Source organism: Aquincola agrisoli (assembly GCF_036621135.1).
Lineage (GTDB): Bacteria > Pseudomonadota > Gammaproteobacteria > Burkholderiales > Burkholderiaceae_C > Aquincola > Aquincola agrisoli.
Genome location: NZ_JAZIBG010000028.1, coordinates 266,557 through 280,493 on the forward strand (window position 1 = coordinate 266,557; position 13,937 = coordinate 280,493).

Annotated in this window: 15 protein-coding genes and 1 tRNA gene; 9 read left to right on the plus strand and 7 right to left on the minus strand. The window is 67.6% G+C overall.

Going from position 1 to position 13,937, the window contains the following annotated elements:
• The first annotated feature begins 36 nt into the window (after positions 1–36).
• Both grxD and V4F39_RS12950 read left to right on the plus strand, forming a co-directional pair.
• On the plus strand, positions 37–348 hold the full coding sequence (grxD, locus tag V4F39_RS12945; RefSeq protein WP_332289886.1) for a Grx4 family monothiol glutaredoxin: 312 nt from the start codon (positions 37–39) through the stop codon (positions 346–348).
• On the plus strand, positions 348–935 hold the full coding sequence (locus tag V4F39_RS12950) for a UbiX family flavin prenyltransferase (protein WP_332289887.1): 588 nt from the start codon (positions 348–350) through the stop codon (positions 933–935). The genes grxD and V4F39_RS12950 overlap by 1 nt, the downstream gene beginning before the upstream one ends.
• Positions 936–952: 17 nt before the next feature.
• Here V4F39_RS12950 and V4F39_RS12955 read toward each other — a convergent pair whose 3' ends face one another.
• From V4F39_RS12955 to V4F39_RS12965, 3 genes are read right to left on the minus strand one after another with little or no spacing between them, the layout of a single operon-like run.
• On the minus strand, positions 953–1,585 hold the full coding sequence (locus V4F39_RS12955; RefSeq protein WP_332289889.1) for a lytic transglycosylase domain-containing protein: 633 nt from the start codon (positions 1,583–1,585) through the stop codon (positions 953–955).
• Positions 1,582–2,679 (minus strand): DUF418 domain-containing protein, encoded by a 1,098-nt coding sequence (locus tag V4F39_RS12960; protein WP_332289890.1) that lies wholly within the window; start codon positions 2,677–2,679, stop codon positions 1,582–1,584. The genes V4F39_RS12955 and V4F39_RS12960 overlap by 4 nt, the downstream gene beginning before the upstream one ends.
• A gap of 10 nt (positions 2,680–2,689) precedes the next feature.
• Positions 2,690–4,441, minus strand: coding sequence for a proline--tRNA ligase (locus V4F39_RS12965; protein ID WP_332289892.1), 1,752 nt, complete (start codon positions 4,439–4,441; stop codon positions 2,690–2,692).
• 138 nt (positions 4,442–4,579) lie between these two features.
• Between V4F39_RS12965 and V4F39_RS12970 the strand changes: the two genes are divergently transcribed.
• The gene (locus V4F39_RS12970; protein WP_332289893.1) at positions 4,580–5,161 is read left to right on the plus strand and encodes an RNA pyrophosphohydrolase; all 582 of its coding nucleotides are present in this window, start codon (positions 4,580–4,582) and stop codon (positions 5,159–5,161) included.
• A gap of 21 nt (positions 5,162–5,182) precedes the next feature.
• Here the strand turns inward: V4F39_RS12970 and proB are convergent, their stop codons facing one another.
• From proB to rplU, 4 genes are all read right to left on the minus strand, one after another.
• A complete protein-coding gene (gene proB, locus V4F39_RS12975) occupies positions 5,183–6,301 on the minus strand; it encodes a glutamate 5-kinase (protein WP_332289895.1) in 1,119 nt (372 codons plus the stop codon).
• Positions 6,294–7,364, minus strand: a complete 1,071-nt coding sequence (cgtA, locus tag V4F39_RS12980; protein ID WP_332289896.1) for an Obg family GTPase CgtA — start codon at positions 7,362–7,364, stop codon at positions 6,294–6,296. The genes proB and cgtA overlap by 8 nt, the downstream gene beginning before the upstream one ends.
• Before the next feature lie 83 nt (positions 7,365–7,447).
• A complete protein-coding gene (gene rpmA, locus V4F39_RS12985; protein ID WP_332289897.1) occupies positions 7,448–7,705 on the minus strand; it encodes a 50S ribosomal protein L27 in 258 nt (85 codons plus the stop codon).
• A 32-nt stretch (positions 7,706–7,737) separates the two neighbouring features.
• Entirely contained in the window at positions 7,738–8,049 is a 312-nt protein-coding gene (gene rplU, locus V4F39_RS12990) for a 50S ribosomal protein L21 (protein WP_332289898.1), read from the minus strand.
• A 215-nt stretch (positions 8,050–8,264) separates the two neighbouring features.
• On the opposite strand from rplU, the gene ispB reads away from it, so the two are divergent.
• The 6 genes from ispB (at position 8,265) to coaE (ending at position 13,936) form a co-directional block, all read left to right on the plus strand.
• Positions 8,265–9,206 (plus strand): octaprenyl diphosphate synthase, encoded by a 942-nt coding sequence (gene ispB / locus V4F39_RS12995; RefSeq protein WP_332290554.1) that lies wholly within the window; start codon positions 8,265–8,267, stop codon positions 9,204–9,206.
• Between the two features lie 15 nt (positions 9,207–9,221).
• Positions 9,222–9,298, plus strand: a tRNA-Pro gene (locus V4F39_RS13000).
• Between the two features lie 126 nt (positions 9,299–9,424).
• A complete protein-coding gene (gene pilB, locus V4F39_RS13005; RefSeq protein WP_332289899.1) occupies positions 9,425–11,143 on the plus strand; it encodes a type IV-A pilus assembly ATPase PilB in 1,719 nt (572 codons plus the stop codon).
• Between the two features lie 23 nt (positions 11,144–11,166).
• Positions 11,167–12,387 carry a type II secretion system F family protein gene (locus tag V4F39_RS13010; protein ID WP_332289901.1) on the plus strand — a complete coding sequence of 407 codons (1,221 nt, stop codon included), beginning with the start codon at positions 11,167–11,169 and terminating at the stop codon, positions 12,385–12,387.
• Positions 12,388–12,392: 5 nt separating this feature from the next.
• On the plus strand, positions 12,393–13,337 hold the full coding sequence (locus V4F39_RS13015) for a prepilin peptidase (RefSeq protein ID WP_332290556.1): 945 nt from the start codon (positions 12,393–12,395) through the stop codon (positions 13,335–13,337).
• Positions 13,328–13,936, plus strand: a complete 609-nt coding sequence (gene coaE, locus V4F39_RS13020) for a dephospho-CoA kinase (protein ID WP_332289902.1) — start codon at positions 13,328–13,330, stop codon at positions 13,934–13,936. Before V4F39_RS13015 ends, coaE begins: the two co-directional genes overlap by 10 nt.
• Position 13,937 lies beyond the last annotated feature (1 nt).

Sequence of the window (13,937 nt, forward strand, 5' to 3'; positions counted from 1 at the left end):
GGGTTCGAGACATTTCCTGCAACCCGGATACATACCATGAGCGACGTTCAGCAACGCATCGACAGCCTCGTGAAGGGCCACCGCGTGGTGCTCTTCATGAAGGGGACCGCGCAGTTCCCGATGTGCGGCTTTTCCGGCCGCGCGATCCAGATCCTGAAGGCCTGCGGCGTGTCCGACCTCACCACCTTCAATGTCCTGGAAGATGAAGACGTGCGCCAGGGGATCAAGGAATACGCCAACTGGCCGACCATCCCGCAGCTCTACGTCAACGGCGAGTTCGTCGGCGGATCGGACATCATGATGGAGATGTACCAGAGCGGCGAACTGCAGCAGGCGCTGACGGCCTGATGGCCACGCCGGCCGACGGCGTCCGCATGCCGCGGCTCGTCGTCGGCATCACCGGTGCGAGCGGCGCCGTTTACGGCGTGCGGCTGCTTCAGCGGGCCCGCACGTTGGGGATCGAGACGCACCTCGTCGTCACACCCGCCGGGGTGTTGAACGTGCACCACGAACTCGGGCTCGACCGCGCGTCGCTCGAAGCGCTTGCCAGCCATGCCCATGCGCCGGGCGACGTCGGCGCCTGCATCGCCAGCGGCAGCTTCGATACGGCGGCGATGGCGGTGGCACCCTGCTCGATGAAGTCGCTGGCCGCCATCGCCCATGGCTTCGGCGACAACCTGCTCACCCGCGCCGCAGACGTCACCTTGAAGGAAAGGCGGAGGCTGCTGCTGATGGTGCGCGAGACGCCCTTCAACCTCGCGCATCTGCGCAACATGACGGCGGCGACGGAGATGGGTGCGATCGTCTATCCCCCGCTGCCCGCCTTCTACCACCGGCCGGCGAGCATCGACGAGTTGGTGGACGACACCGTGGAACGGGCGCTGGCGCTGCTGGGGCTGGACGCCGCCCGGCCGCGCGAGTGGCAAGGCCTCTGAGCGGCGCCCCGGTCGGCTCAGGCCGGCGCAGGCGGTAGAGGCTGCCAGCGCCGCCGGGCCGCGAACACCGCGTTGGGATATTCCGCGCGGCCCCGGCTGCCGTTGTAGCGGCCCAGCGCCAGGAACAGGTCGCCGCGCTCGATGGCGAGGTAGTGGCGCAGGATCACGCAGCCGAAGCGCAAGTTGGTCTGCATGTGGAACAGCCGGCTGGGATCGCCGTCGCCGATCAGGCGTGACCAGAACGGCATCACCTGCATGTAGCCGCGGGCCCCCGCGGAACTGATGGCGTATTTGCGGAAGCCGCTCTCCACCTGCACCAGCCCCAGCACGAGCGCTGGCTCCAGGCCGGCACGGGTGCTTTCGTACCAGACCGTCTCGAGGAACTCCGTCCGGGTGAGGCGTTCGGTCTTGATGCGCTGCAACCGGCCGCTCATCATGTCCAGCCACCGTGCGTAGGCCAGGCGCGCCTCCAGAGAGGCAAACACCGGCTTGGGCGGCGCATCGCTCGCGATCGCCGCTGAAAGCGCGGAGCGCACCGCGTTGGCCAGCGGCTCCTCCACCTGGGCTCCTGCCCACGCCGGCCTCGCCGCCATGGGCAACAAGGCCGCACCGGCCTGAAGGGCGAGCCACCGCCGACGGGTGAGACTCATCGATGCACGAGCCATGGTTCGAAAGGGCCTCGCCAGCCACGCGACTCGGCCCAGGCCGACAGCCCCCAAGCAGCCAGCCACATGCCCAGCGACCAGGCCCAGCCTCCGAGGATGGACAAGGGCCAGCCGGCGCCCGCGCCGCTGAAGAGCGCCACGCACAGCATCGAGTGCAGCAGGTAGAGGCTCAAGGTGCGCCGGCCGAGCGGTGCCAGCAGCGAAGCCCAGCGGCCCGCATGCAGAACGGCCAGGCCGACGAGCGGCACGGTCAGCGACCATCCCACCGCCGGTGCCAGTGCGAGCCACAGGGATACGGCGGGGTCGCGCTGGGCCATCGCATCCGTCATGCCCAGCGCATAGACCGAGTTGAGCAGCAGGCCAGCAGGCAGCAGGCGCCAGGACCAGCGCTGCCACGAAGGCCGCCAGCGGCGGTGCGTGAGCAGCCGCAGCCGGGCCGCCAGCATGCCCGCCAGCATCGCCGCGCGCAGCACGGGCAGGAAGAGGACCAGCGCCGCCACCTGCAGCGTGGCATAGGCCGTGACGTTGAGCCATGCCTGTTCGACCCACGAGGTCACCGCGCCGAAGCCATCGGACGGATCCGCGACGCCGCTCGGCCCCGCATAGACCGCCAGCAGCAGGCTGAGCAGCACCGCGCCGGCCGCCCAGGCGCAGGCCGCGATCCACCGGCGGTACAGCGCCGTGGGCCGATCTCCCGCATGCGCCAGCACCGTGAAGCCGCAGACCGCGTACATCGTGAGGATGTCGCCGCAGTAGACCAGGGCCCCGTGCAGGACCCCCAGCAGCAGCAGCCGGCGCAGGCGCGCGCGCCCGTCGGACGGCGCCCCTCGCCGCCGCACGGCCAGCACCAGGCCCGCTCCGAAAAGGAAGGCCAGCAACGGGTACGCCTTGCCGTGCAGCAGCAAGGCTGCCAACGCATGGGCGCCGAAGGTGGCGATGCCGGGGGGATCGAGTTCGCCGAGCGGCGCTCCCCACGGTGCGACGGGATACGACAAGGCGTTGACCACGAGCACACCCACCATCGCCAGCGCCCGCAATGCATCCAGCAGCGGCTCGCGGCGCGGCGACAGAGGGATCACGCTGCCGACATCAGGAGCCCGGCGACAGGCGGTTCTGCAGGTGCGCCACCGCGTCGGCCCATGCCACCTTGGTGGCAGCCGCATCGCGCCGGCCCTGGTACTCGACCTGGCCCTCCTTCAGGCCACGGTCGGAGAGCACCAGGCGGTGCGGCACGCCGATCAGTTCCCAGTCGGCGAACATGGCGCCCGGACGCTCGCCGCGATCGTCGAGCAGCACGTCGATGCCGAGTGCGGCCAACCGGTCATGCAGCGTGTCGGCGGCCGCCTTGACCTCGGCATTGCGGTCGTAGCCGATCGGGCAGACCACCACGGTGAAGGGCGCGATGCTGTCGGGCCAGACGATGCCGCGTTCGTCGTGGTTCTGCTCGATCGCGGCGCCCAGGATGCGCGTGACCCCGATGCCGTAGCAGCCCATCTCCATCAACTGCGGCTTGCCGGACTCGTCGAGGTAGGTGGCGTTCATCGCCTTCGAATACTTGGTGCCGAGGTAGAACACATGGCCGACCTCGATGCCGCGCTGGATCGCCAGCACGCCCTGGCCATCGGGCGACGGGTCGCCCGCCACGGCGTTGCGGATGTCGGCGACCAAGTCGGGCTCGGGCAGGTCGCGGCCCCAGTTGACGCCGGTGAAGTGGAAGTCCGCGTCGTTGGCGCCGCAGACGAAGTCGCTCATGTTCGCGACGGTGCGGTCGGCGATGACCTTCACCGGCTTCTTCAGCCCGATCGGGCCCAGGTAGCCCGGCTTGCAGCCGAAGTGGTCATCGATCTCGGCGGCGGTCGCGAAGCGGTAGCCGGCCTTCAGCCCGTCGAGCTTGCCGGCCTTGACTTCGTTCAGGGCGTGGTCCCCGCGCACCAGCAGCAGCCACACCGTCGCCTTGACGATGTCGCCCTGCTCGTTGCACTCGTCGGTGGCCAGCACCAGCGACTTGACCGTCCGCGCCAGCGGCAGGCCCAGCAGTTCGGCGACATCTTCGCAGGTGCTCTTGCCGGGCGTCGGCGTCTTCTCGAGCGCCTGGGCTGCGGCCGCGCGCTGGGGCAGCAGGGCCACGCTCTCGGCGAGCTCGATGTTGGCCGCGTAGCTGCTGGTGGGGCAGTAGACGATCGCATCCTCGCCCGTCTCGGCGATGACCTGGAACTCGTGCGAGCGGTCGCCGCCGATCGCACCGGTGTCGGCGGCCACGGCACGGTACTGCAGGCCGAGGCGATCGAAGATGGCGCAGTAGGCGGCGTACATCGCGTCGTAGCTCTTGCCTGCAGCGGCCACGTCGCGGTCGAAGGAATACGCATCCTTCATCGTGAACTCGCGTCCCCGCATCACGCCGAAGCGCGGCCGGCGCTCGTCACGGAACTTCGTCTGGATGTGATAGAAGTTCTTCGGCAACTGCTTGTAGCTGCGCAGCTCCTGCCGGGCGATGTCGGTGATGACCTCCTCGCTGGTCGGCTGGATGATGAAGTCGCGCTCATGGCGGTCCTTGACGCGCAGCAGTTCGGGGCCCATCTTGTCGAAGCGGCCCGTCTCCTGCCACAGCTCCGCCGGCTGCACCACCGGCATCAGCAGCTCGACGGCACCCGCCCGGTTCATCTCCTCGCGGATGATGTGCTCGACCTTGCGGATGACCCGCAGCCCCATGGGCATGTAGTTGTAGATGCCGGCGCCCAGGCGCTTGATGAAGCCGGCGCGCAGCATCAGCTTGTGGCTGACGATTTCCGCATCGGCAGGCGCTTCTTTCAGCGTCGAAATGAAGAACTGGCTGGCTTTCATGGGAGGTCTGGATCCGTCATGGGCGAACGCGTGGCGCGCTGCCGGCACCGTGGCGCAGGGATGCGGGAAAGCGAGACTTCGCACGCCGCACCGGCCCGGTGCAATAATGATTTCAACTTATAGATTTGAGGTTTGATTATGCTCGACCGTGAAGGCTTCAGGCCGAACGTCGGCATCATCCTGCTCAACGCCCGGAACCAGGTGTTCTGGGGCAAGCGCCTTCGCACGCATTCCTGGCAATTCCCCCAGGGCGGCATCAAGCACGGCGAGACGCCCGAGCAGGCCATGTTCCGGGAACTCCATGAAGAAGTGGGGCTGTTCCCTGAGCAAGTGCGGATACTGGCGCGCACGCGCGACTGGCTGCGCTACGAAGTGCCGGAGCACTTCATCCGCCGCGATGCCCGGGGCCACTACCGAGGACAGAAGCAGATCTGGTTCCTGCTGCGGCTCATCGGCCGCGACAGCGACATGAACCTGCGGGCGACGGACCATCCAGAGTTCGACGCCTGGCGCTGGAACGAATACTGGGTGCCGCTCGACGTGGTGATCGAATTCAAGCGCGACGTCTACCAGATGGCCCTGACCGAGCTGGCCCGCTTCCTGCCGCGGCCGAACCACCACAACCGCTATCTGCGCTCAGGCATGCGGCCCCATCGCAACGACGACGGCACACGCGCCGCCTTGCCGCCAGACGATCCGAAGCACACCGCGCCGGAGTGAGGCGCCGCGCGGCGGCGCCCGTCAGGTGAGCACGAGGTTCGTGCGGTGGACCATCTCGGGCTCGTTGGTGAACCCGAGGAGCACCTCGATCTGCGATGACGGCTTGCGTGCGATGAGCCGCGCCTCGGCGCTGGAATAGTTGGCCAGGCCCCGTGCGATCTCGCGGCCGTCGAGCGCGCGGATGGCGATCACGTCACCTCGATGGAACTCGCCCTGCACCTCGTGCATGCCGATCGGCAGGAGGCTCTTGCCTTCGCCCAGGAGCGCCCGCGCCGCGCCCTCGTCGACCATGACGGCGCCGCGGAGTTGGAGGTGATCGGCCATCCATTGCTTGCGGGCTGCCCGCTTCGCGGTGCGCGCGACGAGCAGCGTGCCGATCGGCTCTCCGTCGGCCAGCCGCAGCAGCACGTCGGGCTCGCGGCCCCAGGCGATCACCGTGCTGGCCCCGCTGCGCGCGGCGCGCTTGGCGGCGAGGATCTTGGTGATCATGCCGCCCCGGCCGATGCTCGAGCCTGCCCCGCCCGCCATGCGCTCGAGCTCCGGGTCGCCGGCTTCGGCGACATCGACGAAGCGGGCGTCCGGCTGGCTGCGCGGATCGGCCGTGTAGAGGCCGCGCTGGTCGGTGAGGATCACCAGCGCATCCGCCTCGATCAGGTTGGCGACCAGCGCCCCGAGGGTGTCGTTGTCGCCGAACTTGATCTCGTCGTTGACGACGGTGTCGTTCTCGTTGATGACGGGGATGACCTTCAGTGCGAGCAGCGTCAGCAGCGTGGACCGTGCGTTGAGGTACCGCTCGCGGTCGGCGAGATCGGCATGCGTGAGCAGGACCTGCGCACTGCCCATGCCGCGCTCCGAGAGCTTGCTCTCGTACATCTGCGCCAAGCCCATCTGACCGACTGCCGCCGCGGCCTGCAGTTCGTGCAGTTCCTTCGGCCGGGTGCGCCAACCGAGCCGCTTCATGCCCTCGGCGATCGCGCCGCTCGACACCATCACCACCTCGCGGTCATCGTCCGCCAGTGCGGCCAGTTGCCGGCACCAGTTGCTGATGGCGTCGGCGTCGACGCCCCGCCCCTCGTTGGTGACCAGGCTCGATCCGACCTTGACGACGATGCGCCGGGCGGTCTTCAGCACGTCATTCATGGTCGGTGCCAGGCGTGTCGAAGCGCGGATCGGGATCCGGGATCGGCGCGTTGTTGAGCGCCGCCACGTGCTCATAGACGGAATGGATCAGCGGCTCCAGGCCTTCGCGCGTGAGCGCCGAAATCTCGAAGACGGGGCCCTTCCAGCGCATGCGCTTGACGAAGTCCTTGACACGCGCGGCCCGCTCGTCCGCCGGCACCATGTCGAGCTTGTTCAACACCAGCCAGCGCGGCTTGTCGTGCAGTTCCTCGTCGTAGCGCTTGAGTTCCGCCACGATGCCCTTGGCCTGGGCCACCGGATCGACCGCGTCGTCGAACGGCGCCATGTCGACGAGGTGCAGCAACAGGCGCGTGCGCTGCAGGTGGCGCAGAAACCGGTGGCCGAGGCCAGCGCCATCCGCCGCGCCTTCGATCAGCCCCGGCACGTCGGCGACGACGAAGCTCTTCTCCGGCGCGACGCGCACCACGCCGAGGTTGGGATGCAGCGTCGTGAAGGGATAGTCCGCGATCTTCGGCCGGGCATTGGAGATGGCCGCGATCAGCGTGCTCTTGCCGGCGTTCGGCATGCCCAGCAGGCCGACATCGGCCAGCACGCGCAGTTCGAGCTTGAGCTTCTTCTGCTCGCCGGGCCAGCCCGGCGTCTTCTGCCTCGGCGCGCGGTTGGTGCTGCTCTTGAAGTGCAGGTTGCCGAAGCCGCCGTCGCCGCCCTTGCAGATCAGCACGGGCTCCCCGGGCACCAGCAGTTCCGCGATGACCTCGTTCGTCTCGAGGTCCGTGATGATCGTGCCCACCGGCATGCGCAGGACGATGTCCTCGGCGGCGGCACCGAACTGGTCGGAGCCGCGCCCCGCCTCGCCGTTCTTGGCCTCGTGCCGTCGCGCATAGCGATAGTCGATCAGCGTATTGAGGTTGCGATCGGCGACCGCGTAGACGCTTCCGCCCCGGCCGCCGTCGCCGCCGTTCGGGCCGCCGAACGGAATGAACTTCTCGCGCCTAAAGCTCGCACAGCCGGCGCCGCCGTTGCCGGCCGCTGCGTCGATGGTGGCTTCGTCTACGAACTTCATGGTCAGTCGATCTTAGAAGCAAAAAGCCCCGGCAAGCCGGGGCTTCACTGCATGCGAGGCTGCCGACGCAGCCCCGAAACACATCACACGGGCGTGACAAAAACCGTCTGGCGATTCAGCGAGCCCTTGGTGCTGAAAGACACCTGGCCGTCGACCAGCGCAAACAGCGTGTGGTCCTTGCCGATGCCGACGTTCGTGCCGGGATGGAACTTGGTACCGCGCTGGCGCACGATGATCGAGCCTGCCGAAACGGCTTGGCCGCCAAAGGCCTTCACGCCCAGCATCTTCGGTTTGGAGTCGCGGCCGTTCCGTGTGGAACCGCCGCCTTTTTTCTGTGCCATGGTTCAAATGCTCCTGAGTTGACGACGACGGATCAGACCGTCACGGCACCGATCTCGAGCTCGGTGTAGGTCTGGCGATGACCACCGTGCTTCTGATAGTGCTTGCGGCGACGCATCTTGAAGATGCGCACCTTGTCGTGCTTGCCTTGCGCCACGACGGTGGCTTTCACGCTGGCGCCGGCAACCAGGGGCGTGCCGACCGTGAGCTCCGCGCCGTTGCCGACGGCGAGCACTTGGTCGATCACGATTTCCTGGCCAACGTCCGCAGCAATCTGTTCTACCTTGATCTTCTCGCCGGCAGCAACCTTGTATTGCTTGCCACCGGTTTTTATGACCGCGTACATGTGAGACCTTTCAAACGTACCGTGCTCCACGCCAACCCTCTGAGCCAGCACGCACGGAACCGAGCATTATAGCGGAAGCCGTGGAGCGGACAAGTCAGCAGCGCTGCAACCCTGATTGCAAGACCCGGTGTTCCTATAATCGCAGGCTCATCCATCGACACCGTTCCTTTGCCGTGACCCCCTCCGCCTCTCAACCGCCGCTCGCTGCCGCCCTGATGGCCAAGGAGATGCAGGCCCTGGACGAGGTCATCACGGAGCAGCTGCGGTCCGATGTGGTCCTGATCAACCAGATCTCGCAGTACATCATCAGTGCCGGCGGCAAGCGCATCCGGCCGCGACTGGTGCTGCTGTTCGCCAACGCACTGGGCTTCACCGGGCCGCAACGGCTCACGCTGGCCGCGACGGTGGAGTTCATCCACACCTCCACGCTGCTGCACGACGACGTCGTCGACGAGTCGTCGCTGCGCCGCGGCCGGCAGACGGCCAATGCGGTGTTCGGCAACGCCGCAAGCGTGCTGGTCGGCGATTTCCTCTATTCGCGCGCGTTCCAGCTGATGGTCTCGGTCAACCGCATGCGCGTGCTCGAGGTGCTGGCCGACGCGACCAACGTGATCGCCGAAGGCGAGGTCTTGCAGCTGATGAACATGCACGACCCCGACCTGGCGGTGGACGATTACCTGCGCGTGATCCGCTACAAGACGGCCAAGCTGTTCGAAGCCAGCGCACGCCTGGGCGCGGTGCTCGCCGATGCGCCGCGCGAGGTGGAAGAGCGCTGCGCCGACTACGGCCGCTTCCTGGGGACCGCCTTCCAGCTCGTCGACGACCTGCTGGACTACCAGGGCGCCACGGCCGAACTGGGCAAGAACGTGGGCGACGACCTTCGGGAAGGCAAACCCACGCTGCCGCTCCTGGTGGCCATGGAGCGCGGCACCGACGATGAACGCCAGCTGATCCGCCACGCCATCGAGCAAGGCGAGGTGCAGCGGCTAGACGACATCGTCGCCATCGTCCGGCGCACGGGCGCGCTCGATGTGACCCGGGAAGCCGCCCGCAAGGAAGCGGACAAGGCACGCGCATGTCTTGAAGCGCTCCCCACTAGCGCATTCCGTGAAGCCCTGTTAGACTTATGCGTTCAGTCTGCTGACCGATCTTTTTAGGCGGTCAACAGTCATCGGGGTGTAGCTTAGCCTGGTAGAGCGCTACGTTCGGGACGTAGAGGCCGGAGGTTCGAATCCTCTCACCCCGACCAAAACCAAAGCCAAGAGGGCCGCAGCGATGCGGCCCTTTTGCATTGCAGCCCGCAGAGAGGCCCCCTGGCTTGGGCTTGACGCAGGTGGTGGGTCTTACACTGCAGGCGGAACACGACCCGCAGCCTGTGGATACCCTCGCCGACACCGCCCCTTCCAGCCTTTCAGGCGTCGCCCGCGTGCTCGTGCACGCTGGGAAGCTGCCGTCCAAGCAGGCCGAGGCTTTGGCGGCCCAGGCGCGGGAGCGGCGCGTCAGCTTCGTGTCGGCGCTGATCGGTGCCGGGGCCGTCTCCCCGGCCGACCTCGCGCACACCTTGTCCACCGCGCTGGCCGTGCCCCTGCTGGACCTGAAGGCGCTGGACCTCGAGCGCCTGCCGCGCAACGTCATCGACAGCAAGCTCGCCAACCAGTACCAGGTGGTGGTGCTGGGACGTCGCGGCAATCGGTTGTTCATCGGCGGCGCCGACCCCACCGACCAGGAAGCGATCGAGCGCATCAAGTTCGCGACGCAGCTCTCTCCAGAATGGGTGCTGGTCGAATACGACAAGCTGGCCGCCCTGCTCGAGGCGCAGGGCGCCACCGTCAGCGAAGCCCTGGAGAGCCTGGCTGGCGCCGACTTCGACTTCGACGTCAACGACGAAGCCAACCCGGAAGAGCAGGCCGCCGACGTGGTGGCCGAAGTCGAGGACGCGCCCGTCGTGCGCTTCCTGCAGAAGATGCTGATCGACGCGATCAACGCCCGCGCCTCCGACCTGCACTTCGAGCCCTACGAATACCACTACCGTGTGCGCTTCCGCATCGACGGCGAGTTGCGCGAGATCACGCAGCCGCCGGTGGCGATCAAGGACAAGCTGGCCTCGCGCATCAAGGTCATCAGCCGGCTCGACATCTCCGAGAAACGCGTGCCGCAGGACGGCCGCATGAAGCTGAAGTTCGGCAACAAGGCGATCGACTTCCGCGTCAGCACGCTGCCCACGCTCTTCGGCGAAAAGATCGTGATCCGGATCCTCGACCCGTCCTCGGCCAAGCTGGGCATCGAGGCGCTCGGCTACGAGAAGGCCGAGAAGGACCGCCTGATGCACGCCATCCAACGGCCCTACGGGATGATCCTGGTCACCGGCCCGACCGGATCGGGCAAGACGGTGTCCCTCTACACCTGCCTGAACCTGCTCAACCAGCCGGGGGTGAACATCGCCACGGTGGAGGATCCGGCGGAAATCAACCTGCCCGGCATCAACCAGGTCAACGTCAACGAGAAGGCCGGCCTGACCTTCTCGGCTGCGCTGAAGTCCTTCCTGCGGCAGGATCCGGACATCATCATGGTCGGCGAAATCCGCGACCTGGAGACCGCCGACATCGCGATCAAGGCCGCCCAGACGGGCCACCTGGTGATGTCGACGCTGCACACCAACGATGCGCCGACCACGCTGACGCGCCTGCTCAACATGGGCGTCGCGCCGTTCAACATCGCCTCGAGCGTGTTGATCATCACCGCGCAGCGGCTGGCGAGGCGCTTGTGCGAAAACTGCAAGGCACCGGCCGAGTTTCCGCGCGAAGCGCTCAAGCGCGCGGGCTTTCGTGACGAAGAACTCGATGGCACCTGGAAGCCTTACCGGGCGATCGGATGCTCGGCCTGCAACAACGGCTACAAGGGCCGGGTGGGCCTGTACCAGGTGATGCCGATCACCGAGCCCATCCAGCGGATCATCCTGTCCGAAGGCACCGCGCTCGACATCGCCAAGCAGGCTCAGCTGGAAGGCGTGCGCGACCTGCGGCAGGCCGGGCTGGTGAAGGTGCGCGCAGGGGTGACCACGCTGGAAGAAGTAATCACCGTCACCAACGAATAGACAGACGTTCGGGAAGGCTTCGTATGGCGACAGCGTCAGCCGCGAGAAACATCAAGGAATTTGTCTTCGAGTGGGAAGGCAAGGACAAGAACGGCAAGACCGTCCGGGGCGAGATCCGCTCGGGCGGCGAGGCGGCCGTCAGCGCGATGTTGCGCCGCCAGGGCGTGATGATCACGAAGGTGAAGAAGCGCCGCATGTCCGGCGGCAAGTCCATCAAGCAGAAGGACATCGCCATCTTCACCCGGCAGCTCGCCACGATGATGAAGGCGGGCGTGCCGCTGCTGCAGGCCTTCGACATCGTCGCGCGCGGCAGCACCAACCCCAAGCTCACGCGGCTGCTCAACGACATCCGCTCCGACGTGGAGACCGGCACCAGCCTGTCGGCCGCATTCCGCAAGCATCCGCTGTACTTCAATGCGCTCTATGCCAACCTGGTGGAAGCCGGCGAGGCGGGCGGCATCCTGGAGCAGCTGCTCGACCGCCTGGCGCTCTACGAAGAAAAGACGCTGGCGCTCAAGTCGAAGATCAAGTCGGCGCTGATGTACCCGGTGGCGGTGATGGTCGTCGCCTTCGTCGTGCTCACGGTGATCATGATCTTCGTGATCCCGGCGTTCAAGGACGTGTTCAGTTCCTTCGGCGCCGACCTGCCCGCCCCGACGCTGGCGGTGATCGCGATGTCCGAGTTCTTCGTCGCGTACTGGTGGGTGATCTTCGGCGTGATGTTTGGCGGCGGCTACATGTTCATGCAGTCGTGGCGCCGCTCCGAGAAGATGCAGATGGCGATGGACCGCCTGCTGCTGCGCATCCCGGTGTTCGGCGACCTGATCAACAAGTCGGTCATCGCGCGCTGGACACGCACGCTGTCGACGATGTTCGCCGCCGGCGTGCCCCTGGTGGAAGCGCTCGATTCGGTCGGCGGCGCCTCGGGCAACGCGGTCTACGCCGAGGCCACCGAGAAGATCCAGAAGGACGTCTCCACCGGCTCGGCCCTCACCAGCTCGATGCAGGCCACCGGCGTCTTCCCGAACATGGTCCTGCAGATGGCCTCCATCGGCGAGGAGTCGGGTTCGCTCGACCACATGCTGGGCAAGGCGGCCGAGTTCTACGAGGATGAGGTCGACGAGATGGTCAAGGGCTTGTCGAGCCTGATGGAGCCTTTCATCATCGTGATCCTGGGCACGCTGATCGGTGGCATCGTGGTGTCGATGTACCTGCCGATCTTCAAGCTCGGCTCGGTGGTGTGAGCCCGGTGTCCGGCCTGCCGCTCGACCTGCTGCTCTCCCCCTGGGCCCTGGCGCTGCTGGGGCTGTGCATCGGCAGCTTCCTCAACGTCGTGATCCACCGCCTGCCGCTGATGCTGGAGCGGCAGTGGTGGGGCGATGTCGCGCACCAACTGGGCGACACGGACTCGTGGCACCGGGTCTTCGGCAGCAAAGCCAAGCCGCCCGCGGCCCAGCACCAGGCCGCGGCGGCGCTCGCCCAGTCGATCGAGGCCCTGCCGCCCTTGGGCATCGCACGGCCGCGCTCGCGCTGCCCTGCCTGCGGCCACGCCATCCGTTGGCACGAGAACCTGCCGGTGCTGGGCTGGCTGCGGCTCAAGGGCCGCTGCTCGGCCTGCGGCAGCCGCATCCCGGCCCGCTATCCGGTGATCGAAGGGGCCACCGCCCTGCTGTTCGCCGCGATCGGCTGGCGCTTCGGCGCCCAGCCGGCAGCGCTGCTGTGGTGCGCGGTGGCCGCGGTGCTGGTGGCGCTGGCCGCGATCGACTGGGACACCACGGTGCTGCCCGATGCGCTCACGCTGCCGCTGCTGTGGGCCGGCCTGGTCGCCGCGGCCCTCGGCTGGACGCTGCCGCCGCCCGACGCGCTGCAGACCGCGCTGGGCGGCGCGGCCGCCGGATACCTGTCGCTGTGGTCGGTGTACTGGCTCTTCAAGCTCACCACGGGCAAGGAGGGCATGGGCTACGGGGACTTCAAGCTGCTCGCGGCGCTCGGCGCCTGGCTGGGCTGGCAGGCGATCGTGCCCATCCTGCTGATGTCGTCGGTGCTCGGCGCGGTGGTCGGCATCGGCATGAAGATGCGCTCGTCGCTGCGCGAGGGCCGCTACGTGCCCTTCGGCCCGTTCCTCGCGGGGGCCGGTCTGGTGGTGATGCTCGCGGGCACCCGGACTGTGCTGGGCTGGATCGGATGGGCCTGAAGATCGGCCTCACCGGCGGCATCGGCAGCGGCAAGAGCACGGTCGCGGCCCGGTTGGTGGCCCGCGGCGCGGTCCTGGTCGACACCGATGCCATCTCCCGCGCGCTCACTGCCGTGGGCGGCGCGGCCCTGCCGGCGCTGGCCGCCGCGTTCGGGGCGGCCGCCATCGGCGCCGACGGCGCGCTCGACCGCGACCACATGCGCCAGCTCGTGTTCGCCGACCCCGCGGCACGCCATCGCCTCGAGGGCATCCTCCACCCCATGATCGGCGCCGAGACGCTGCGCCAGGCGGCCGCTGCGGGTGAGCACACCGTCGTCTTCGATGTGCCGCTGCTGGCCGAGTCGGGCCATTGGCGCGGCCGGGTCGACAAGGTGCTGGTGGTCGACTGCAGCGAAGCCACGCAGCTCGCCCGGGTGATGCGCCGGTCCGGCTGGGCGCGGGACACCGTCGAGCGGGTGATCGCGCAGCAGGCCACGCGGGCCGCACGCCGGGCGATCGCCGATGCCGTCCTCCACAACGAAGGATTGACGCTCGAACAGCTCGATACGCAGGTACACCGCCTGTGGCACTGCTGGCACGCGGACCCTGTGAAACAATAAG